The 21399-nt window shown below is 38.3% G+C and carries 23 protein-coding genes; 8 read left to right on the top strand and 15 right to left on the bottom strand.

What is annotated here, in order from left to right; all coding sequences use genetic code 11:
* Positions 1-501: 501 nt before the first annotated feature.
* From MKY41_RS09110 to MKY41_RS09145, 8 genes are all read left to right on the top strand, one after another.
* The gene (locus tag MKY41_RS09110; protein ID WP_340744720.1) at positions 502-1308 is read left to right on the top strand and encodes a TrmB family transcriptional regulator; all 807 of its coding nucleotides are present in this window, start codon (positions 502-504) and stop codon (positions 1306-1308) included.
* 37 nt (positions 1309-1345) lie between these two features.
* Entirely contained in the window at positions 1346-2128 is a 783-nt protein-coding gene (locus tag MKY41_RS09115) for a cyclase family protein (RefSeq protein WP_340744721.1), read from the top strand.
* 145 nt (positions 2129-2273) lie between these two features.
* On the top strand, positions 2274-3239 hold the full coding sequence (locus MKY41_RS09120) for a fumarylacetoacetate hydrolase family protein (RefSeq protein WP_340744722.1): 966 nt from the start codon (positions 2274-2276) through the stop codon (positions 3237-3239).
* Between the two features lie 12 nt (positions 3240-3251).
* Positions 3252-4358, top strand: coding sequence for a C4-dicarboxylate TRAP transporter substrate-binding protein (locus MKY41_RS09125; protein ID WP_340744723.1), 1107 nt, complete (start codon positions 3252-3254; stop codon positions 4356-4358).
* A gap of 14 nt (positions 4359-4372) precedes the next feature.
* Positions 4373-4870 carry a TRAP transporter small permease gene (locus MKY41_RS09130; protein WP_340745671.1) on the top strand — a complete coding sequence of 166 codons (498 nt, stop codon included), beginning with the start codon at positions 4373-4375 and terminating at the stop codon, positions 4868-4870.
* 34 nt (positions 4871-4904) lie between these two features.
* Positions 4905-6203, top strand: coding sequence for a TRAP transporter large permease (locus tag MKY41_RS09135; protein ID WP_340744724.1), 1299 nt, complete (start codon positions 4905-4907; stop codon positions 6201-6203).
* A 103-nt stretch (positions 6204-6306) separates the two neighbouring features.
* Positions 6307-7245 carry an AMP-binding protein gene (locus MKY41_RS09140; protein WP_340745672.1) on the top strand — a complete coding sequence of 313 codons (939 nt, stop codon included), beginning with the start codon at positions 6307-6309 and terminating at the stop codon, positions 7243-7245.
* Positions 7236-7640, top strand: coding sequence for a class I adenylate-forming enzyme family protein (locus MKY41_RS09145; protein ID WP_340744725.1), 405 nt, complete (start codon positions 7236-7238; stop codon positions 7638-7640). The genes MKY41_RS09140 and MKY41_RS09145 overlap by 10 nt, the downstream gene beginning before the upstream one ends.
* A gap of 383 nt (positions 7641-8023) precedes the next feature.
* Here MKY41_RS09145 and MKY41_RS09150 read toward each other — a convergent pair whose 3' ends face one another.
* The 15 genes from MKY41_RS09150 to flgL form a co-directional block, all read right to left on the bottom strand.
* Positions 8024-8170 (bottom strand): hypothetical protein, encoded by a 147-nt coding sequence (locus tag MKY41_RS09150; RefSeq protein WP_340744726.1) that lies wholly within the window; start codon positions 8168-8170, stop codon positions 8024-8026.
* Between the two features lie 578 nt (positions 8171-8748).
* Entirely contained in the window at positions 8749-8877 is a 129-nt protein-coding gene (locus MKY41_RS09155) for a hypothetical protein (protein ID WP_340744727.1), read from the bottom strand.
* 399 nt (positions 8878-9276) lie between these two features.
* The gene (locus tag MKY41_RS09160; RefSeq protein WP_340744728.1) at positions 9277-10203 is read right to left on the bottom strand and encodes an NAD-dependent epimerase/dehydratase family protein; all 927 of its coding nucleotides are present in this window, start codon (positions 10201-10203) and stop codon (positions 9277-9279) included.
* A gap of 3 nt (positions 10204-10206) precedes the next feature.
* Positions 10207-10953 carry a glycosyltransferase family protein gene (locus tag MKY41_RS09165; protein ID WP_340744729.1) on the bottom strand — a complete coding sequence of 249 codons (747 nt, stop codon included), beginning with the start codon at positions 10951-10953 and terminating at the stop codon, positions 10207-10209.
* An 11-nt stretch (positions 10954-10964) separates the two neighbouring features.
* Complete coding sequence (locus tag MKY41_RS09170; RefSeq protein WP_340744730.1) at positions 10965-11978, bottom strand: N-acetylneuraminate synthase family protein; 1014 nt, start codon at positions 11976-11978, stop codon at positions 10965-10967.
* On the bottom strand, positions 11971-13452 hold the full coding sequence (locus MKY41_RS09175; RefSeq protein ID WP_340744731.1) for a PseG/SpsG family protein: 1482 nt from the start codon (positions 13450-13452) through the stop codon (positions 11971-11973). The genes MKY41_RS09170 and MKY41_RS09175 overlap by 8 nt, the downstream gene beginning before the upstream one ends.
* A gap of 22 nt (positions 13453-13474) precedes the next feature.
* Positions 13475-14509 carry a polysaccharide pyruvyl transferase family protein gene (locus tag MKY41_RS09180; protein WP_340744732.1) on the bottom strand — a complete coding sequence of 345 codons (1035 nt, stop codon included), beginning with the start codon at positions 14507-14509 and terminating at the stop codon, positions 13475-13477.
* Between the two features lie 183 nt (positions 14510-14692).
* Complete coding sequence (locus tag MKY41_RS09185) at positions 14693-15919, bottom strand: motility associated factor glycosyltransferase family protein (protein WP_340744733.1); 1227 nt, start codon at positions 15917-15919, stop codon at positions 14693-14695.
* Positions 15916-16260 (bottom strand): hypothetical protein, encoded by a 345-nt coding sequence (locus MKY41_RS09190; protein WP_340744734.1) that lies wholly within the window; start codon positions 16258-16260, stop codon positions 15916-15918. Before MKY41_RS09190 ends, MKY41_RS09185 begins: the two co-directional genes overlap by 4 nt.
* Entirely contained in the window at positions 16235-17965 is a 1731-nt protein-coding gene (locus MKY41_RS09195; RefSeq protein WP_340744735.1) for a motility associated factor glycosyltransferase family protein, read from the bottom strand. The genes MKY41_RS09190 and MKY41_RS09195 overlap by 26 nt, the downstream gene beginning before the upstream one ends.
* A gap of 95 nt (positions 17966-18060) precedes the next feature.
* Positions 18061-18873: a flagellin N-terminal helical domain-containing protein gene (locus MKY41_RS09200; RefSeq protein ID WP_340744736.1), complete on the bottom strand. Its 813-nt coding sequence runs from the start codon at positions 18871-18873 to the stop codon at positions 18061-18063.
* Positions 18874-19157: 284 nt separating this feature from the next.
* Positions 19158-19379, bottom strand: a complete 222-nt coding sequence (csrA, locus tag MKY41_RS09205; RefSeq protein WP_340744737.1) for a carbon storage regulator CsrA — start codon at positions 19377-19379, stop codon at positions 19158-19160.
* Between the two features lies 1 nt (position 19380).
* On the bottom strand, positions 19381-19812 hold the full coding sequence (gene fliW / locus MKY41_RS09210; RefSeq protein WP_340744738.1) for a flagellar assembly protein FliW: 432 nt from the start codon (positions 19810-19812) through the stop codon (positions 19381-19383).
* Between the two features lie 89 nt (positions 19813-19901).
* Positions 19902-20456, bottom strand: a complete 555-nt coding sequence (locus tag MKY41_RS09215; RefSeq protein WP_340744739.1) for a DUF6470 family protein — start codon at positions 20454-20456, stop codon at positions 19902-19904.
* Positions 20457-20513: 57 nt separating this feature from the next.
* The gene (gene flgL / locus MKY41_RS09220) at positions 20514-21383 is read right to left on the bottom strand and encodes a flagellar hook-associated protein FlgL (protein WP_340744740.1); all 870 of its coding nucleotides are present in this window, start codon (positions 21381-21383) and stop codon (positions 20514-20516) included.
* Positions 21384-21399 lie beyond the last annotated feature (16 nt).

A 21399-nucleotide genomic window follows, 5' to 3' on the forward strand; every position in this document is an offset into this window, starting at 1 on the left:
AATGAATTCATCAGCTAGTGTGGCAAGTCGGAGCACAATGTTTACAACCGTTAATGCTTTTGAATGGATGTCTGGCCTTTGCTTGTTCTACCGCGCTTTCACAGCCATAGTGTTTTCCCAATTCTTCAAAGTTATTTACTGGAAAATAGTAACAACCATCTTTGTGGACCTCGTAATCTCCATTACTTTGACTGTTTAGATTTAACACATACCGATACACTTGAATCCCTCCTTCCACGAATTATTAACTTCCTAAAAAAGAAACATTTGTTCTATTTACATTATTATCATACACTATAAATCCTTACCAATCAAACGTTTGTTCTGTTCTATAAAATATCTTCCCCGCCACTATCGACTAAAATGCAAATACCTGCATATTCCAAAATTAACTGTCTAACCAAGGATAACTACTACTTCTAAAAATTTATTTCGGGATTATCCAAAATTTCATTAATAATAATACTACTCAAGTAGTAGTATCTTGTGAGGGTGATTAAATTGAATATAGAGAAAACTATCGATTCGCTAAAAGCAAATGGCTTTACCGAGTACGAATCTAAAGTTTACTTATCCCTTTTAAAGCACAATCCTGCCAACGGCAATATGATAGCGCTCTCATCCGGAGTGCCGGGTCCTAAAGTTTATGAAACTTTGAGGAAATTACATGCAAAGGGATATGTGTACTTATTTTCAGGAGGTGACAGATCAAATAGTAAAAGTTATATTCCAATGCCTTATCGAGACCTATTGAAATTATTCGAGGATTCCTTTAATGAAAACCTTAATCTTTTGAGCAAAGGACTCAAAAACATCTCGACTAGCAATAGCAAAAGAGAGACGGAACTGTTCCACATTGACGGATACGAGGCCTCCTTGAACCTTATTACAAATGAAATCGCCCTGTCTTCCGCCGAAATTTATTTAAGTGGCTGGTCTGTAGATGTTGCCAAGATATTCAAGCCACTGCTCAAGGCCCACAAGGACGGAGTCAAAATTAACAGCGTCATATTTGGTGATAACTCATTAGAAGTCCCGTGGACCAATATTCCTCATTATGACGTTGATATTTTTAACCAACGCCATAGCAACGAAATGAACATTGTGTTTGATCAAAAGAAGACCATTATCTTCAATTCTTCAACTGATGATGGATATTCGGTTGTCTCCGATCATCAAGCCATGATCAATACGACAACCAATTATATCCGGCACGATATGTATGTAAATATGATTATTCACGACTTTGAAAAGCAACTGTTAGAGAAATATGGAGAAGAATTCAACGGTTTAATAAAAATGTTCTAAATCAGCTAACCATCTTATGAAAGCGAGGAATCATCTGATGAAATTTGTGGACTTATCTGTAGTGATCAAAGAGCCGAACCCAGGAGAATTCTCTAGTGATGAACTAAGAAGAAGCTTGTCCTGCTCCATCGAGTACCAAGATCATGAGGGAATTGGAGCCCAGCAAATGATGAACATTTTTAACTGTCAAAAGGAAGACTTGCCGAATGGATTAGGATGGGCAGCGGAAATTCTCGAAATCTCAACCCATGCAGGAACTCATTTGGATGCCCCCTATCACTATTATCCAACCACAGGTGGAAATCCGGCGAAAACAGTGGAAGAACTTCCATTGGATTGGTTTTTCGGGAATGGCGTTGTCCTGGATTTTCTCCATAAACAAAATGGAGAAGCTGTAAGTGTGGAGGATGTGAAAGAAGCTCTTAGAAAAATCGATTACACACTGAAAGCCGGTGACATCGTTTGCTTAATGTTCGGGGCAGATAAACGCTATGGGCAAGCAAGTTATTGGACTGATTTTCCGGGGATGAGCGGGGATGCCACCCATTGGATTATCGACCAAGGTGTTAAAGTAATCGGGACAGATGCGATGGGTTTCGACATCCCATTTGAAAAAATCCGAAGTAATTTCGAAGAAAATCAGAACAGGGATACTATCTGGGAAGCCCACAGGGTTGGAATGGAAAAAGAGTATTGTCAAATAGAAAAGATGGCAAATCTAGACCGACTGCCGCCTCACGGATTTAAAATCTGTTGCTTTCCAATCCCAATTGAAAAAGCAAGCGCAGGCTGGGTACGACCAGTCGCCATAATCGATTAAGAATAATACCGATTAAGCCCTCTCTAGACGGTGGTTGTTTCACAGTTTGCTATACAAATGCCCGCCAGAACTAGAAGGGCTTTCTTATTTTCACTCTTTTAAAATTCAATACTGCGAAGGAGAATCATAATCCATGAGATTAGTAATGTTTACAGTGAACTCAAGCTTTCCACATGTACCTAGGTTAGGTGCATTGCATAATCATCAGATCATTGATTTGGCTGCTGGCTATCGTTCTTTACTTCTTGCCAGGGAAACATGCGACATCAATGTCGTACACCAATTTGCCGCCCTCTACCTCCCCAATGATATGAAGAAGTTTTTAGAAGGAGGCGAACTTTCCTTGCACGCAGCGAAGGAAGCATTACAATTTGCAACAACATCATCCCAAGACATCCTCAACCACGAAAAACTTTCCTATCACCAAGATGAAGTTAACATTCATGCACCGATATCGAACCCGCCCACCATACGTGATTTCATTTCATTTGAAGAGCATTACCGCAACTCATTAAAAGCAGATGTACCGCAAGTTTGGTATGACATCCCCGTCTATTATAAATCCGTTGCCTCGACCTTGATCGGCCCTGACGCGACTTGCCATTGGCCGGCATACTCCGAAGTGATGGATTATGAATTGGAATTTGCATGTATCATCGGCAAAAGAGGTAAGGATATCCCCGTTGAACAGGCAAAAGAGTATGTAGCTGGTTATTTTATTTACAACGACTTTAGCGCGCGAGATACACAATTAAGAGAAATGGAAGGAAAACTAGGTCCTGCCAAAGGAAAAGACTTTTGCACTGCAATCGGGCCATACCTCGTAACAGCTGATGAAGTACCGGATCCTTATAACATGGAAATGACCGCAAAAGTGAACGGTGAAATTTGGAGTAAAGGAAATACAAACACCATGTTTCGTACCTTTGAAGAAATTATAGCGTATGTCTCTCAAAGTGAAACATTGGTTCCTGGTGATATTTTTGGTTCGGGAACCGTTGGAAACGGATGTGGATTGGAGTTAGGGAAGTTTTTGAAAAACGGCGATGTCATTGAGTTGGAAGTCGGTAATCTTGGTGTATTGAAAAACAAAGTAGTCACCCATCAATAAGGAGGGATTCTTTTGAAGAGATTAAAAGCGAGTATTGCTTCGATTGGCCTTGTTTTCGCCCTACTATTAACAGCATGCGGTTCGGATTCAGTCAGCGAAGCAAACGGAACAGCCACTGACGCCGCAGAAACTGATAACAATAAAACCTATAAATTCAAATCAAGTATCCAAGCACCTAAAGAAGCAAAACTGTCCCAGGGCTTTGATGCCTATCTAGACGAAGTCGAAAAGAACTCGGATGGACGAGTGACGTTTGAACGTTATTACAGTGAGTCTTTAGTGAAAGCTGCGGATACTTCCAGTGCAGTCGGTGCCGGCATTGCCGATATCGCTCTGATCGTTCCTGGCTATACTCCTGCGAATAATCCATTGGCGACTATTGAATCCTTGCCTGCCTTATGGGTTGATCAATGGACGGGCACTAGAGCTATGCAAGATTTATACAATGAGTTTCCCGAGCTTAAGGAGGAGTATGAAAGCCAAGGAATTCAAGTAGTCGGAAACTTTGTTCTACCATCCTATTATTATATTTCCACAAAAGATGTCAAAAGCTTTGAAGATATCAAAGGACAAAAGGTGATTGCTGCTGGTACGCAAAGTATTTTAGCTGAAGCGTTAGATACAGTGTCTGTTGGAATTGTAATCACCGAGAGTTTTGAAGCAATGGAACGAGGCGCCGTAGATTCAGCAATGCTCGGGTTTACATCTTCAGCGACTTACGGAATTCATGAGTTGGCTAAAAGTGTTTGGAAACTTCCATTGGGAAGCCAAGGCGGAGTATTGGGCATGAACAAAGACAAATTCGATGCGTTACCGGACGATTTGAAAAAGATATTTGAAGAAGCTGCTGTAAAAAATGCCGTGGACTTCCATAATATTTATCAAGTCGAAGGCGAAGAATCATCGTTACAAAAGTATTTGGATGCAGGCGTCACCATAAATGAGCCAAGCGATGAGGATGTTGCAAAATTACAAGAAATTGCAAAAGAAGCTGTTTGGAAAAAGTGGATAGATGGCCCAGAACGAAAAGGTAAGCCCGCCGAGGAAATACTAGATAGATTCGTCGAACTGATTGAAAAATATGATGAAGAATATCAAACGAACGGAATTCCAGAGTAAGGGCTGTGAATAAGATGGAAATCATTCGAAGTTTTGATAAATTGCATCGGAAAACTGAGAAATTAAGCGTCTATTTGGCTGGGTTTTTAATTATGATCATGATGGCTCTCATCACGATGGAGGTCATTTTACGGAAGCTTGCCAACTATAGTATTCCCGGGGTTTTTGAAATCTCTTCCCAGCTGATGGTTGGCGTTTGCTTGTTGGGCATTTCTTACGTCCAGAACGAAAAAGAACATATCGCTATTGATTTTGTAGCAAAGAAATTTCCACCGTTCATTCAAAAGATCACCAACATATTGATATTCTTGCTTGGATTTTTTATTACTCTCGTTTTTGCTTGGCAAGGAATCAATTCGTTTGTCGATTCTTTCAAAATTGGTGAGCATACTATCGGGATTCTTCCCGTCCCAATTTGGCCCGGGAGATTCCTCGTAGCTTTTTCAATGGTGTTAATTGCATTTCGATTTTTACTAGATATTGTGAATCAATTTAGGAAAGCTAAAGATTAATTGAAGAAAATCCCAAATAGAGTGGTGATGAAATTTGTCAGCTTTAGTTATAGGCATTGTAGGTTTAGTGGTACTTATCGGGTTATTGTTACTACGGGTACCTGTCGCATTATCAATGGCTGCTGTCGGCTTTTTCGGTTATTGGTCCATCAGCGGATTGAATCCCACATTAAAGCTGATGGGGCTTGTTCCCTATTCCACTGTTGCTAGCTATACATTCACAGTCATCCCGCTTTTTTTACTAATGGGTTACTTTGTGTACTATGGAAACCTTGCCACGGATATGTTTTCTTCGTTTAATAAATGGTTAGGCAATATCCCCGGCGGCATTTTATATGCAACGATCATCGGCGGAGCCGCGTTCGGAGCAGCCAACGGATCCGGACCAGCTTCTACTGCCACATTGGCCAGGATAACGATTCCCGAGATGGAAAGGCTCGGAGTGAATAAAAAATTGGCATACGGGGCCGTCGCGTCAGCTGGCCCCCTTGCCCAAATGATTCCTCCTAGTATGTTGATGATTATTTATGCGATCTTAGCAGAACAACCGGTTGGAAAACTATTAATTGCAGGGATTATTCCGGGAATCATCATCACTCTTGGCTATATTGTCACGATTTATATAGTACTAAAGAAAAATCCAGATTGGGCCCCAAAAACGCAAAAATACAGCATGAAAGAAAAAGTCCATTCGTTAAAAGGGATTTGGGGAATTACCATACTCATCGGCTCCATCATGAGTGGTTTATATCTTGGAGTCTTTACCCCTACGGAAGCTGGAGCGGTCGGAGCAGCCATTGCCTTCGTCATTACAATTATAACCAAAAAATTGAAATGGAGCGGTTTTACCTCTTCTATTTTTGAAACGATAAAAACCTCCGCAACCGTGTTCTTCATTGTCATTTCATCATTTTTATTTGGGTACTTTTTAGGAATCACGCAAATCCCGGCGTTTGTATCCGAGTTCCTAACGGGGCTCAATGTCAGTCCTATGGTTATTATGATCTTTATCTGCTTGATGTATCTTTTCCTAGGAATGTTTATTGATATGATTTCCGCGATGTTTCTAACGATACCAATCATTTTACCAGCCATTATTCAATTAGGCTTTGACCCCATTTGGTTTGGTGTCATCGTCGTTTTCCTGGCTGAAATTTCGCTAGTCACCCCACCATTTGGAATCAGTATTTTCATGATTCAAGGGGTAGTGAAGGGGAGCGAATACGGGGATATCGTCAAAGGGTCCATCCCTTTTATCATTGCCGATTTATTCATCTTAGTCATATTCCTCGCGTTCCCAAAACTGATCTTGTTTCTACCTAGCTTGATGTAGGGAGATGTTTAAAATGGGAACATTCATTGGCCATTATATTATAAAGAACTTACAAAATACAAAGACAAGTTGGCTATGAAACTACATGACAAAGAGATGACCTATCGGGAATTTATCGTCGGTTCGATGGTCTCATTATCTTAAAGAGTTAGACTTAAAAGGAAACTGCGCGCTTTTGCTTTCCAATTCTGTGGAATATGCCATTGCAGATGTTGCAATCATGTTTGCTGGAAAAACACGCGTTTCGATCAACACGATGACAGGTGTAAATGAACTGGATTACATTGTAAAGGATGCGGACATCGAGGTAATTTTTGTCGATGGCACGACTAAAATGAAAGTTTCAGAGTTGAATATTGAAGGATTACGAATCATTCCAGTAGAAGAATTAAATAAGTTCGATGCAATGGATTTATCGAAGCCATTAGAACTGCCTTTTGAGAATATAACAACAAGCCCCGCCATTATCGCCTATACCGGTGGGACAACAGGTCAGCCAAAAGGAGCTGTCTACTCACACGACAAGCTCTTGTTGGTATTATTAGCTCACATAACGGAATTGGAACTCTCAGCAGATGACAAGCTTTTATTACTATCTCCTTTTGCGCATAGTGCGGGAATGATTCTATTAGCGGGATTGTTGCGAGGAGCGACCATCATAACCAATGCGACTTTCGTACCTGAGAAAACATTGGCAACCATTCAGCAAGAAAAAATAACGTTCACATTTATGGTACCTACGATGATTTATCGTTTACTCGATGCCTTCAAAACGAATCCATCATACGATGTTTCAAGTGTCAAAACCATTCTATACGGGGCCTCCCCGATCTACGAAGAACGATTAAAAGAAGGCATCAATCTGTTTGGTCCCATTTTCACCCAACTGTACGGCCAAACGGAATCGTATAACTTTATCACACGCCTTACCAAAAAGGATCACATCAAGGCACTCCATAATAAAAGTGAACAATTAAAAAGTTGCGGCCGTTCCGTGCTTCTATCTACAGTAAAATCATCAATGAACAAGGGATGGAGCTGAAGCCTTTCGAGATTGGAGAAGTGGTCGTACTGAGCCCTTACAATATGGATGAATATTATAAAGATGAAGTGAAGACACAGGAAACGCTACAAGAGGGATGGTTATACACGGGGGACGTCGGATATATCGATAAGGAAGGCTATCTGTACCTGATGGACAGGAAAAAGGATTTGATCATCAGCGGCGGCCTCAATGTCTACTCCGTCGAAATCGAGAACTGCATACAAAAAATGGAAGGAATTTCCCAAGTAGCCGTGTTCGGCCAACCCCATCCGGACTGGGGAGAAATCGTCGTCGCCGCGATAGTCCCGACAGGTTCACCGAAACTCACAATCAAGCAATTTTGGATTACTGCAAACGGGAGTTATCGGCCTATAAAGTACCGAAAGAAATAAAGTATTATGATTCTCTTCCTCTTATTCCTTATGGAAAATTGGATAAAAAGAAGCTGAAGGAGGGGTAGAAGGGGACTGTTTTTGGTTCCCCCTTTCATGACAGGCCTCTAAATTTTCCAACGTTTAGGAATGATCCATTTCGATTCCAAAAAATCAGCAAAAAACCGACTTAATTAAAATCGGCCGGGAGAAAGCCTTACTGCAACTCCCTCCTGCATTTACTTGGCCTGTCCCAACAGCGCTCGTTGTGCTTGGGGTAGGATTTATAATCGGGGCATATTCATGAATTCCTTGGCCATATCGGCGTCTACAATTTGACTGAGTAAGGCGGTGAGTTGCTCCTCACTGTTGACAGGGTTGGAAGTGATGTGACTCAAGCTGTTCTAAGCAGCCCCTATGTTCCCAAACTCTTTTAGAATAAACGACATCGACTGATCAATCACTTTTAATCCTTCTTCTGCGTGGTCATATTGTCGGACGTAGACAGCGCTGATTCCTTGCAGCATATTATCAAATACCGCAATGTGCAACGTCTTCTGATTCCCTATATTCGCTCCAACTTAAACTTGCCATCCACATGCCCGTCAGCCATGGCGCCCTGTTATCGCTGATCAAGCAGACCAATCTGACACCTAAGAAGTCACCCTTTCCTGAGGATTGATGATTTCGCCTTCCGCAAGGGGCATACGTACGGCACGATGATTTAAGTTCACCAGCATGGAATTTCCCTGCCTTCCTTTTTACCAGATCTGCTCCCCGAGCAGACGGCCATTCCCTTGATGGCCAAAGAAAGGGGCTGCTGAAAGGCGGCAGAGGAAATAGTCTCTCATCCAGGAGATCTTGAAGAAGCACGCAAACGGAAGAACATCTCTGAACTTTCCCGGGAGTACCAACTGAATCTCAGGACCATTCGGAAGTATGTAGATCTGTTAATCGAAGGCCAAGGGCCAAACCCGTTGACGACTATTTGGAGGTGGTGTTCAAGCTCGAACAGGCATGGCACACCGTCCGGTCCATCCGGGGGGGAAGGGACCTATTCTGCGGTCCACAGTCTTGTTCAATCTAAACCGAAGAAGCGGAAGCATGGAGCGATTCCGATAGTCTCCGTCTACAGAAGAAGATTCGCCGCAGCCAGCTGGAACAGAAAGATGAGCTCGGCGAAGTGGACAGGCCAATCCTTCATCAATGCCTTTCCCTTTTTCCCGCATGGAACCATTCTACGAATCCATCCAGACATTATGGTTTTCATCTTGGAAGAGGACTATACTAGTTTCCAGGAATAGCTCACCGTCCAGCTCTCAGACCGGGCTTCCCCATTTCATTATTTCGCATGCCGTCAGCGTAGTGAGCTGCGCGCCATATACAATCCGGAACGCTATAACCAATGCCTATAGCAATAGCCCGTTGGAAGGCCAGATCAATCGCATGAAAACGTTGAAAAGGATCACCTGTAGTCGAGCGGGTGTAGAGTTATTGGAGAGTTGTGTTCTCTATCGAACCCATTGATATTAGTGAAAAAATAAACAACAACCATAATGGGACTATCCGCACCTAGTCACCAAGTTCATGTAAGGCATTTCTATCGAGCCATAAACACTTGTAGTCAGAAAGGCAACTCTATTCATTTATCCGGAATCTATTTTCTTTTTCTCTCAAGTTCTATTATTTCTCTGATTCCCTCTCTTATATTAATTTGTGGTTTCCAATTTAATATATTCATCGTTTTATCATTGTTCAATAGGCTATGCTTGATATCTCCAATTCGATTATCCTCATACTTAATAGATAAATTACTATTCAATTCTCGTAAAATTATATCTACGATGTCTCTAACCCGAATACTGTTATTTGACGAAACATTGAAAATTCCCGTGGTTTCATTAAACGCAGCTAATATTATTGCATTAACAACATCTTTTACATTGATAAAATCTCTTGTTTGATTTCCATCGCCGTGAATTGTGGGTGCTATCCCTTTCAAAACATTATCGATAAAAATAGAGATTGCTCCACCCTCATTATCCGAACGTTGATTGATTCCGTAGACATTACTAAACCTTAGGATTGTGGAGTTTAATCCATTGTTTTTTGAAGCCAAACTTAAATATTTTTCAGCCGTAAGTTTGGATAATCCATATGGGGATAAAGGATTTAATTCATGGTCCACAGTAATTGGAAGATTATTAGGTTCGCCATACACAGCTGCACTAGAAGCAAAAACAAATTTTTCCACATCGTGTTTTACTGCCAAATCAATTAAGTTTAACAAGCCCAAAATATTCACTTCAGCATCATGATTCATATCCAATAAAGATTTAGATACACTTCCTTGGGCAGCCAAATGTATTATGCAGTCAGGTTTAAATTCAAAAAAAATATCAGATAAAGATTTATTTAAAATACTAACTTGATAAACTTCAGCTTCTAAATCTGAAATATTTCTCAGAGAACCAGTACTAAGATTGTCTATAATTGCAACACTACATCCTTTTTCTTTCAATGCTTTAACAACATGTGAACCAATAAAGCCACAACCACCAGTAACTAATACTTTGTTTACCAAAATCTAAAACTCCTTACCAACTTCAAATTGCTGTTGCTTTATAGAACTATTTATCTCTACAATATTCTTTCTTTCATTTAAAAAGTTCAAAATTTCTTTAGTTGCTAAACTAGTATCATCACCTAATTCACTTATAACTTTTTGAAAAAACAAGTAATCTTCAATCGTATCGCAAGTGAGTCTTGCATTTTGATTAATCATATAATCAAATGGCTCTAATCGAGTGGTTCTAAATTGGTTTAAATGTTCGTCAATATATAACGTAATATGCTCTTTATAAAGTGCATTTTTTAATTTAATATTTAATAATTCTAACACTTCTTTTTTAATGACGGAAACCTTTAACCCAATTGGTATTTTATAGGATGAATCAATATAGCCATAATCACTTTCTTGCTCGACTGTTAATGCTATTAATTCATCTGCCATTTCATAAGAGAAGAATGGACAATCTCCTGTAATCCTAACGATATAATCCGCTTCATATTTATGGGCACAATTTGTAAACCTCTCTAATAAATTCTCTTCACTACCCCGAAATACATCAATGTTATTTAAAATGCACCATTGTTCAAGTACATTATCTTTAGGATTATTAGAAGTAGCCACTACTATTTTGTTAATAGTTTGGACCTTTTGAGCCCTTTGATATACATAATCTAATAACTTTTTTTCTCCAAAAGCTAACAAAGACTTATTAGGTAAACGAGAAGATCCCATTCGCGCTTGGATAATTGCAACTACTTTCATTTTTATCACCTTTATATCAGTTTCCAGGTTAGTATGGTGTCCTCTTCAATATCTTCCTTCACTTTTCTTCCTACGACTTCATCTATTAAAGCTGGAGAAATACCAGTACCGGGGCGCTTAAATGTTAGATCACTTTTAGATATATTGGATCCCTTTGGAAGATATTTATTAACTACAATACTTCTGCGCGCATATTTTCTTGCATCCGTTTCGCAATCTAATGGTCTCTTAAATGATGTGTCTATAATTGTATTTAATAACTCGATATTTTCCTTAAACTTTTTAATATCTTTCGAATCCATAGCATGATAGTGATCGTTACCAGGTAATGTTTTGTCTAATGTAAAATGTTTCTCTATTACGGTTGCTCCTAATAGGAAAGCAGTTGTTAAAATAAGCATCCTTTCATCAGGTAATGTATGATCTGAATAACCAATTTTACATTGTGGAAACATTTCTTTTAATCTATTTATAAATTGTAAATTAGCATCTTTGTTCTCAGTTGGATATGATAAAACACAATGTAGTAATGTAATGTCCACACACCCAGCACTTTCTAATATCTCAACAGCTTCTGCAATTTCACTATATTTAGAAGCTCCAACAGATAATAAAATAGGCTTATTAAACGAAGCTAGATACTCTAAAAAAGGCTTGTTTGTTAAATCCGATGATGATATTTTAAATACTTTCATGTATGACGCTAAATATTTTGCAGCTTCAAAATCAAAAGGTGTTGATAAGAAATCAATATTATTTTTTACACATTCATTATAAATTAACTTGTACTCATCCTCTCCAAATCTATCGTATCGAGTAAATAATTCATATTGCGAATTTGCAGGTTCTTTAGATTGATCCCAGTAAGCTGGAGAATTTTTCGATGCTATTTTGGAAGCCTTATAAGTTTGAAATTTAATAGCGTCCGCTCCCGACTGGGCAGCAACCCTAACCATTTCTAAAGCCGTTTCAATATCTCCTTCATGGTTCACTCCGGCCTCCGCAATTAAATATGGCTTATTCATTATTTTCACTTTCCTCATTTAATATAATTTTCACTACTCTATTTATTCCTTCAGAGAAATCATTCTTTCTCATTCTTTCGTTCATTAATTGTCTCAATCCAAAGTCAAGAATAAGCTCTCTCGCAACATTATAATAATTATCTTCGTTTACCTCAGCCCAATATCCAAGATTATAAAATCCATTGTAGGGATGTCCAAACGTATGTGTTATCTCTCTATAATTTTGGGATGTTACTACTGCTGGCGTTCCAACCGTAGCTATTTCATACATAGTTCTACCGGCAGAAGTAAATATAATATCTGCCCTTTTCATGAATTTCACCATCTCATTCACATTTTCATATACAGATATTTTATTTTCTAGACCCATTTCCATAATTGCTTTGTAAAGTTTTTCATGATTGTTAAATGCAGGTCCTAAAATGATTGTAATATGAAAATTAAATTCATCTTGTAATTTATATATCCCCTTTAAAGTTGCTAAGGTCAAGAATTGTGGATCTTCTCCTCCATAAGTTATAAGAATTTCCTCAACATCTTTTTTAATAGTTTTTTTAGAAATTCCAATAAAATCTTCCCTTATACAGTAATAATCTTCCCCTGTATAAAAGTTTTTTTGTGGTACATTTCCAGGATATAGCGCATTTATCACTGCATCTGCGTAGATTGCACCTTCGCCTATGTCTTCAAAATTTATTACTCTAATATTCGCTTGTTTTAATTTTAAAATATAGTCTTTAGTTGTATTTAATAGATCATTAATTACAATATCAGGTCTGTTCATTATAATAATATCCGCAGGATTTTCATAAACGTCATATGTTAGCACCTTAAAACCTTCTCGGCGAATCATGTTTATTCCTAATTCTTGATCCTTCCTAAACAAGAAAAGAACATCATGGTCAATTAGTAATTTTGAACCTATTGTTAATCCCCTGTATATATGACCAGTCCCCAAAGCTTTTGAGGATAAAGGATGAATGATAATTCTTTTTTTCTTTAACTCCTTTTCTGCAATCCACCAACCAGATCTTGTCTCTAAATTAATGCTCTCCAGAGAATTCATTTCCTGTACTTCGAAACAATCTGTTTTTATAATCTCATTTATTTTTGAAAAATTGTCACAAATAATTACATGTTTATTAAATGTTAGTGTCTTTAATTTTTTTTCAATAAAAACAAAATATGTTTTTTCTGAAACAAACGGATAATTAGGATTAATAAATCGATACCATTCACTTTTTATCTCTGAGACTTCATCAGCACTTTGAAAAAACCTGATTTTATTTCTATCAAATTTCGTTCTAAACTCTTCAATATTGGTCCATATTTCATAATCAATTTCCATTGTTTTTTTTATTTCTTCTAAGGTTTCAACCATATACTGAGTTACAATTTTATTATTTAATAATCTAGTATATTGTTTGGTTATTTTTTCATATTCTCTAAAAAGAGGTATAATAAATTTTATCATTTCGGCTTCTTTCCTTGATCTATTATGGTAATGTCTCAATAAAGCTTCTCATATTTTGGTAATATGCTTGAAATGCTTTCTCCATCCCTAAAAATCTTGAAAAGTCATTTTCCTTTTCATTCAAAATTAGACTCATAAAATTATCTAGCGCATTCTCTTCGTACGCTGGAATATCACTAGAAATATTTAATGCTTTTGAGAATCCTCTTCCTCTTCCATCCTCTTGTAATAAGAAACTAGGTTTTCTTATACTCAAAAAATATATATGAGCATGAACACGATAACCGAAATGTATATCACATTCTTTGTAAAAATCTATCTTTTTAACATCATAGGATGCATCTACTACTTGATAGTTAAGTTCATCAGCTACAGCCTTAATCTTTAATAAGTCTCCTTCTTCTGAACGTGGGGTTTCGTGATCTGATAGAATTCCCCTATGAAAAACACAATACTTTTCAGCTTCCGGAAACATACTATGAACTCGGCGTAATAATTCCATATTCTGTGGATGAAAAACATTATTCTGTGCAGTTGTAACAACTACTTTTTTTATATCACTAACTGGTTTAAATGATTCTTTAATTGAATTTAATTCGTACCATGCAGGGCAACCTGTCATTATCGTATTACTAAATCCATTCTCCCTTAAAATCTGTTCTGTATAATAATCTCTTGTACTGGAAAGTGGTATAGAACTATGGATTCTATCAATCATTAAGTATGAACTATTCGAAAAATTAAATTCGTCCCAGTCTTGATTAGCAAATTCACTAAACCAACCTAAACCAAAAGGGATGATAGGTACCTTAATAGATGATAATTTTTCAGTGAGCGGATAAATTCCAGGATAAAAATCTTTTTGATATGCTGGTCCCCCACACAAAAGTATTGCTTTAGAGTTGTTTATTTCTTCTATGTGATCGTCTATCGGTAACCATCTTTTGACTAGGTTTAACTTTCTGTCCGGTCGATGTTCTTCTAATAACTTTATAGCACGATCAAGAATTAAAAAATCACCTACGTTTTTCTTTGCACCATATAATAACGTATACATCCCATTTTCACCTTTCAAACTTAAATATTTTTTGGAGTATGATACAAGTATAAATCTATGGATACAACTTGATTAAGTCATTATCCTAAGATAGAGAGTACGTGTCCTATATAAAACAAAAACTATATAATCAAAACTAGTTTAGATTTATAGTACCACCTTTACGCAAGTTCTCTTATTCTTTTACATCTCGAAATTTCGTAATTGTATTTTCGCTAACAAATCTTTTTCGCTGATATAAGGAGCCCCCTTAATTTTTGCCCCCTTAAAAGATGTGTTATATATATTTATAAACGTTTGTTTAGCTTTTTTTTCAAACCATCGATGATAAGCCTGTAAGTTAGGAGTTGTATAAATAAACTCCCCATTATTCCCCTTTACTTTCCTAAACCGGCTTTTTTCACTTACTGCTACTCCAGAAGTTGAACCTTCTGCATGTGTCTTGCCTTCCCTAAAACCCAAATCTTGTCCAAATAAATAGACCTCTTGGAATCCCATATATTCGAGTAAGGATAAAGCCGTTGTTGCAACAGAGCCCCCCGTCTCTAATAATGGTGCCTTTGTGTTTTTCGCATATATTTCTGCAGCCTCAAACCCCTTTTGATATATGATAAAGCGTTTAAAGTGATGTAGCTGGGTCATTTGATGGTTCGCTGTGGATAAATAAAATAAGGGACCCTTATAATTAGTACCATCTATTTGCTTCATGACATTGGGAGATGGATCTGTAATAATGACAGCATCCGGTATAATGAATTCATTTAATAATACTTTTAGTGCTGACCCTACTGATATAACAAAAAAATCTTTTTGGATTTTCTTTAATAGATCGATTCCTTCGTTGAGGGATGGACCTGCTGATATTAAACAGGCTCCTACGCTAATAGAAGTGCGTTCCCAACTACTTATAGATGGATCTCCATTCACTATATTTAAGTGAAAGTTTCTATCCAGTTCTACCTTAGATGCGCTAAAACTCATTTGCCTTGTTTTTATATCCTCTAAAACGGCAAATAATGGATGATCCTCCCTCATCACTTTCATCCATTGAAGCGGTAGTATCACTTGAACTTTATCAGTTGAAATGATAGAGGGAATCTGTTCCATGGTGACTATATTGACTCGCTCATCATTTAATAATTCACTATTTCCATATTCATTAAATAGATTTTCTTCACTTCGATTTATACAATATACATAAATTCTTTGAGATGTCGATTTGTTTAACAGAGCTTCCAAATGGTATCCCAAACCTAAACCAATTAGTAAATAGATTGCCTTTGTAGAATCCGTTTCTTTTTCAATGAATGCCTTCGCTTCTTTTACAGGATCGTATTTACTATAAAGGTAATAGCCTCTATTTTTTAACGTAAACAACCCATTTTTAGCTTTTTCAATTTCCCAATTCATTGCTCAAGTTTAACCTCATTTACATACTCTTCAAAAAAAGGGCGTATTTCATATTCAAACATATCAGCTACTACAATATAGTCTTGAATTTCAAGACCTTGATTGATTTCATTTAAAAACTCATGAATTTTCTCTGTAGGTAATTCTACCGATATATTATTTTCCTTCAAGTAAGAACTTACTCTTAACAGCCAATTCGCCCCTTCTGAAAAATTGACAATATCCCTCATTGCCTCCACTATTGTATCCACTCTAAGCTGATCTGCGATTGTTTGACAGCCTTTTGGAATCTTTTTTATATATTCATTATAAGAATCAATAAGTTCTACCATTTCCGTCATCGTATTCACCCTTCAACTTATTATCTACTTCATTTAGTAAATCAATTGTATATTGTTTCGAAAGCTTTGTCGCTTCTAACAATCTACTGTACAGTTCATAATTTTGTTTATAAACACGTTCAAATTCTTCAAGCTTACTTTCAGTTTGTTTCGATAAAAAATTATTTAAAGTGTCTAATGTGATGGGATTAACTATGCTATTCATAGAGACTTGATTGAATACCTTTTTTAGTTGTTTATCAACATTATTTAAACCTTTAACGACTTTTGTGTCAAATATTCTATTACTTTTGTTAGATGTAAGCAGATTTATCCCTTTCTCTAAATGGTTAGCCAGTTGGTCGTACATTTGGACTTCGCCTTGCACTTTATCTTTAAATAAAGTGAAATCCGTCTTTTCAATAGTACTTTCTAAAACAATGTCTACTTTCTCCGGTTGTATGAAACTACAAAACATATCAAAAGGAATCTGTTGAAACCCGTTTATTTTAGCTCCACCTTCTGTACAATTATATAATCTGTCATGCTCCTTTGAAATTTCTGCAACTTGCTCAAATCCTTTTTTCATCGATAGAAATGGTGTATCCGTTAAAACATCCTCACCATAGTAGCCCTCCGTGAAAAATGTTCCTCGCTTTTTTTTGTAGTTTTCATCGACCTTTCGAAAATTCTTATTATGTTCTGCATGGGTTTTATTATCAGTGTAGGCTAGATCTTGTCCTATTAAAGCAACTTTTCCAGATGAAATATAAAGAGCAACCGTTAAAGCATATACAGCAACTGAAGTACCGCCTAAAAGCATGGGCAATTCTTTTCCAGTTATCTGTTTTATATGCTTTGCCACGTCAGGTTCAATTGACGGAATAAAAGCAAAACCCGTTTCACAAAATTGGTTGCGGATTTTGTAATGGTTCCTAATACTATATATTAATTTTGAATTTGAAAAGGTTGTATCCTTATAGTGATTATAATTATTTTCTCCTCCGTCAATGGATATAACAAAGTCTGGTTCAATTTTATAATGAAGTAGCGTATTGACTGTTGATCCAGAGGCGATAAGAATTATCCGATTTCTTACTTCTTTTAATTTTGGAATCTGCTTAATTAGTGATGGACCACCGGATGCCACCACAACCGGAAAGTCTAATTTGCTTTCAAGTTCGCTTAGACTTGCATCTTTGGCAACATGAATAAGGTTACGTATATAGTTTTCCTGCCATGCTTCAGCAAAAAAATTAATCGTATTCCGCTGTAATCTATTAATTTTCAAAACTTCTTTTACTAAATTTAAAACGGTTTTATATTCAACAGGAAATAATTTTTCATAATTAGGAGAACAAATTATGGTTGCATTTATATTTGATGCCAGTAATATCTTATTTATTTTAATTTCAATTGTTCTTCCTTCTATTTTGTTTACAATATCAACATTAGACATTTCGACCATATCTTTCAGTTCATTAAACATAGGATCAATAATTAAAAGATTATCATTATCTCCCAACTTGTTTTGCAAGGCTTTTACAAAATATCCTAGACCATAGCCGAATAGAATATGTAGATGATTTTCCTTATAATTTTTTTCTGCGAATTGCTCTGCTTCTTTTATAGGGTCGTATCTGCTATGCAAAAAAAAACCATTTACTTTTAACGTTTTTAAGTTCGTTTTTGTTTGAACAGATTCTATTTCATATGTACTTGACAATACTTTCACCTCTTTCTTAATATCGGCTAATCTCGTCCAAAATAAAGAGACCCACTCCAAATTAATTAGAGTAGGTCTGAAATATGATGTGAAAATTATCGTAGTAATTGAAGTACACCTTGTGGCTGCTGATTCGCTTGCGCTAACATTGCTTGTGCTGCTTGCGTTAGGATGTTGTTCTTAGTGAACTCCATCATTTCTTTTGCCATATCAACATCACGTATACGTGATTCCGCTGCTGTCAAGTTTTCGGATGACGTTCCAAGGTTATTTATAGTGTGCTCTAAACGATTTTGAACTGCACCAAGTTTTGAACGTTGTGTAGAGACAGCTTCGATTGCATTATTAATTGATGTAATTGCAGCACTTGCACCTGAAGTATTGCTTACAGAAATTGAATCTATTGATAATGCAGCTGCAGTCATTGTAGCGATTGTCAAAGTAATCGCTTGTCCAGAGTTCGCACCAATATGGAATGTTTTATCAGAGAATGTTCCACCAAGCAAGTTTTGTGTGTTGAACTCAGTATTTGCAGCGATTCGATTAATTTCAGAAGTGAGTGCTGTCAATTCGTCTTGGATTGATGTACGGTCAGCAGTTACGTTTGTGTCGTTTGCAGCTTGTACTGCAAGCTCACGCATACGTTGAAGAATAGCGTGTGTTTCGTTGAGCGCCCCTTCAGCAGTTTGGATTAGAGAGATTCCATCTTGCGCATTTTTCGCTGCCATATCCAAACCACGGATTTGTCCACGCATTTTTTCGGAGATTGCAAGACCTGCTGCGTCGTCACCTGCACGGTTGATTTTAAGACCAGAAGATAGTTTTTCTAGGTTTTTAGATGCTTGTGTGTTGTTAGCACCTAGTTGGCGGTGTGTGTTAAGTGCCGCAATGTTGTGATTGATTCTCATTGTAATTTCCTCCTTGAGTGTTTGTTGGGTTCACATCCTTGTGACCCGTTTGTTTGGCGGAGTCAAGAGCCGGCCGAACTCTTTCCTACCGCTTACAATACTAATATCGGATGTGTTAATGGAGTGTTTAGTAGTTTGAAAGAAGAATTTTGGAATTCTATGAGAAAATGTGAAGGAAGTGTGGCGAGGTATAGCTTGAATGCGGGATGCCAGGTACGGTCACAATTCGCAGAGGGCGCGAATGGTGTCCATACCTGGCACACCTGGTGAGTGGAAAGACGTGATTAGTCCTTTTTCATAAGCTGGGTAAATAGATCGGTGTCTAGTGTGATGGCTTCAGTGTTTGTATCTGAAATCGATTGGACGAGCTCGCCTCGCAGGATGTCCACCGACTTCGGGGCTTCGATGCCGATGCGGACGGTGTCGCCTTTGACCTCAAGGATACGGAGTTCGATGTCTTCGCCGATTTTAATCGTGTCGTTCGCTTTTCGGGATAGGACGAGCATGTCAGTTTCCTCCTTTGTCGATGGGTTGGCGGATATCGAAGCGGTTGTCGTTCAGGATCATCTGCTTTGCTTTCCGGTCGTTGAGCTGGAAGATTAGTGGTGCTTGTAGGTTGATCGTTGAGTTTTCGAATGGTTGTTTCAACGATACTACACCTAGCACCATAATGTCTTCCGGGTTCTGGATGCCAAGCAGTTCAATTGTCGGTTCGTCGATGTCGAAGGAATAGTCATCGATCAGCGTGTATGGATTGGCGACGATGAAGGCGACTGCTGGTGTTGTTATGGACTGAAGCACTTGGAACATGTTGTTGCCTTCGATTGGCAACAAGATGAATTCTTTTTCTTCCTCGAACCCTGGCAGCCCCTTTGGAAAGCTCCATTTGTCGTTGTCTTTGATTTCAAGGGATCCATGGAATTTTGTTTCAATTTGCATGGCAATTGCTCCTTTGTCTATGATCTTATAACTGAGAGTACCATTGTTATGGAAAGAAAAAAAGAACGAGGGGTCCCGTTCTTAGGATTCTACCATTTGATATCAATTTGAATGGAAGGATACTGCTCCATGACGCCTGTCACTTTACCTGGTGTATAGTTGTGGATCGGTTTGTTGATCTGCACGTCATGAATCGGCTTCTGTGGTGTGGCGTTGATGTTTAGCTTACCCGGCGTAATGTCTGTTTGCACTTTTGTTCGGTCGCCTACAAAACGAATGCCAAGCGGGGCGATGGGCCGGTCGGTGTTCTGCTTAATGATGTGCACCATGGCATTGCCACCGTTCTCGATTTGGACAAGTTGCTGTCCTTCCTGCGCGCGGCGGGCGATGCCTTCCATCACCTTCTGCATGCCGTACTGTGCGTTCTCGTTGCCTCGGCGGATTGCGCTTTTCATGTCTATTTCGGCCCGGTTTTCGGTTGTATCCAACGATAGCTGCGGTCGAGTTGTGGACATTTCCAGGACGGCTGCCGGTTGTTCGATTTGTTGGGTTGCTTTCGGCTGCTCGATTTCTTGGATAGACTTGTCGATTTGCAAGCCAAGGATTCCACGGGTAGTTTGGATTTGGAGTTGTGGAATGTTCATATGTATCACCTTTATAAGAAAGCGTTTGGAACGGGTCCAAACGCTTTTGAGTTTATTTTATCTCAAGAAGTCTACTAATGACGGTTGAATAATCCGTGCACCTATGGAAAGAGCAGCACGGTGAATAGATTCTTGAGTAATCATTTCAGTGATCACTTTCTCATATTCGGTATCTTCATTTTCAGAACGTTGTTTTTTTGCCGCTCCTTCTTGCATTTCAAGACGGTTCCCCATTAGTTCTGCGCGATTGGAGCGGGCACCGATGTCTGCGCGGGCCGTAAGGACGTCATCCATTAAGCCATCAATGGTCGCAATCGATTCGCTAAAGCCTTCGCCGTCATCACCTATTGCCAACATAGTATTAAAGGCCTCATCGATATCTTTGAACAAATCTGTACCATTAGTATTAACACGTAGACTGACCCCGTCAAACACTTCGATTTCAATGTCTTTAGCAAATCCCGCACCTGTTTCAAAATCAGTGCCATTAAATAAAGGCTTATCTGTCATCGTTCCACTAAAAATATATTTTTCTCCAACTTTTGTGTTAGCCAAATCCCTAGCTTGTTGTTGGAGCTGTTCCAATTCCACTTTAATTTTTTCTCGGTCTTCCGGTGTCATGGCACCGGTATTCGCCGCGTTGGTAACCAAGTCTTTCGCACGAAGCAGCACTTCGCCGACCCCGTCCAAGGCATCATCCGAACTATCCAGCCAGTTATGCACTTCACCCAAGTTCTTTTGGTATTGGGCGACTTTATCGACTTGCATGCCGTATCCGAGACTGCGCATGACAACGACAGGGTCATCGGATGGACGGTTTACTTTTTTTCCGGAGCTGAGCTGTTCTTGCAGCTTGCCCATTTTATTGTAGCTTGACGTAAGATTACGCAGCATATTATTGGAAAGCATTGATTGTGTAACACGCATTTAAATGGTTCCCCCT

Source organism: Sporosarcina sp. FSL W7-1349 (assembly GCF_038003045.1).
Taxonomy (GTDB): domain Bacteria; phylum Bacillota; class Bacilli; order Bacillales_A; family Planococcaceae; genus Sporosarcina.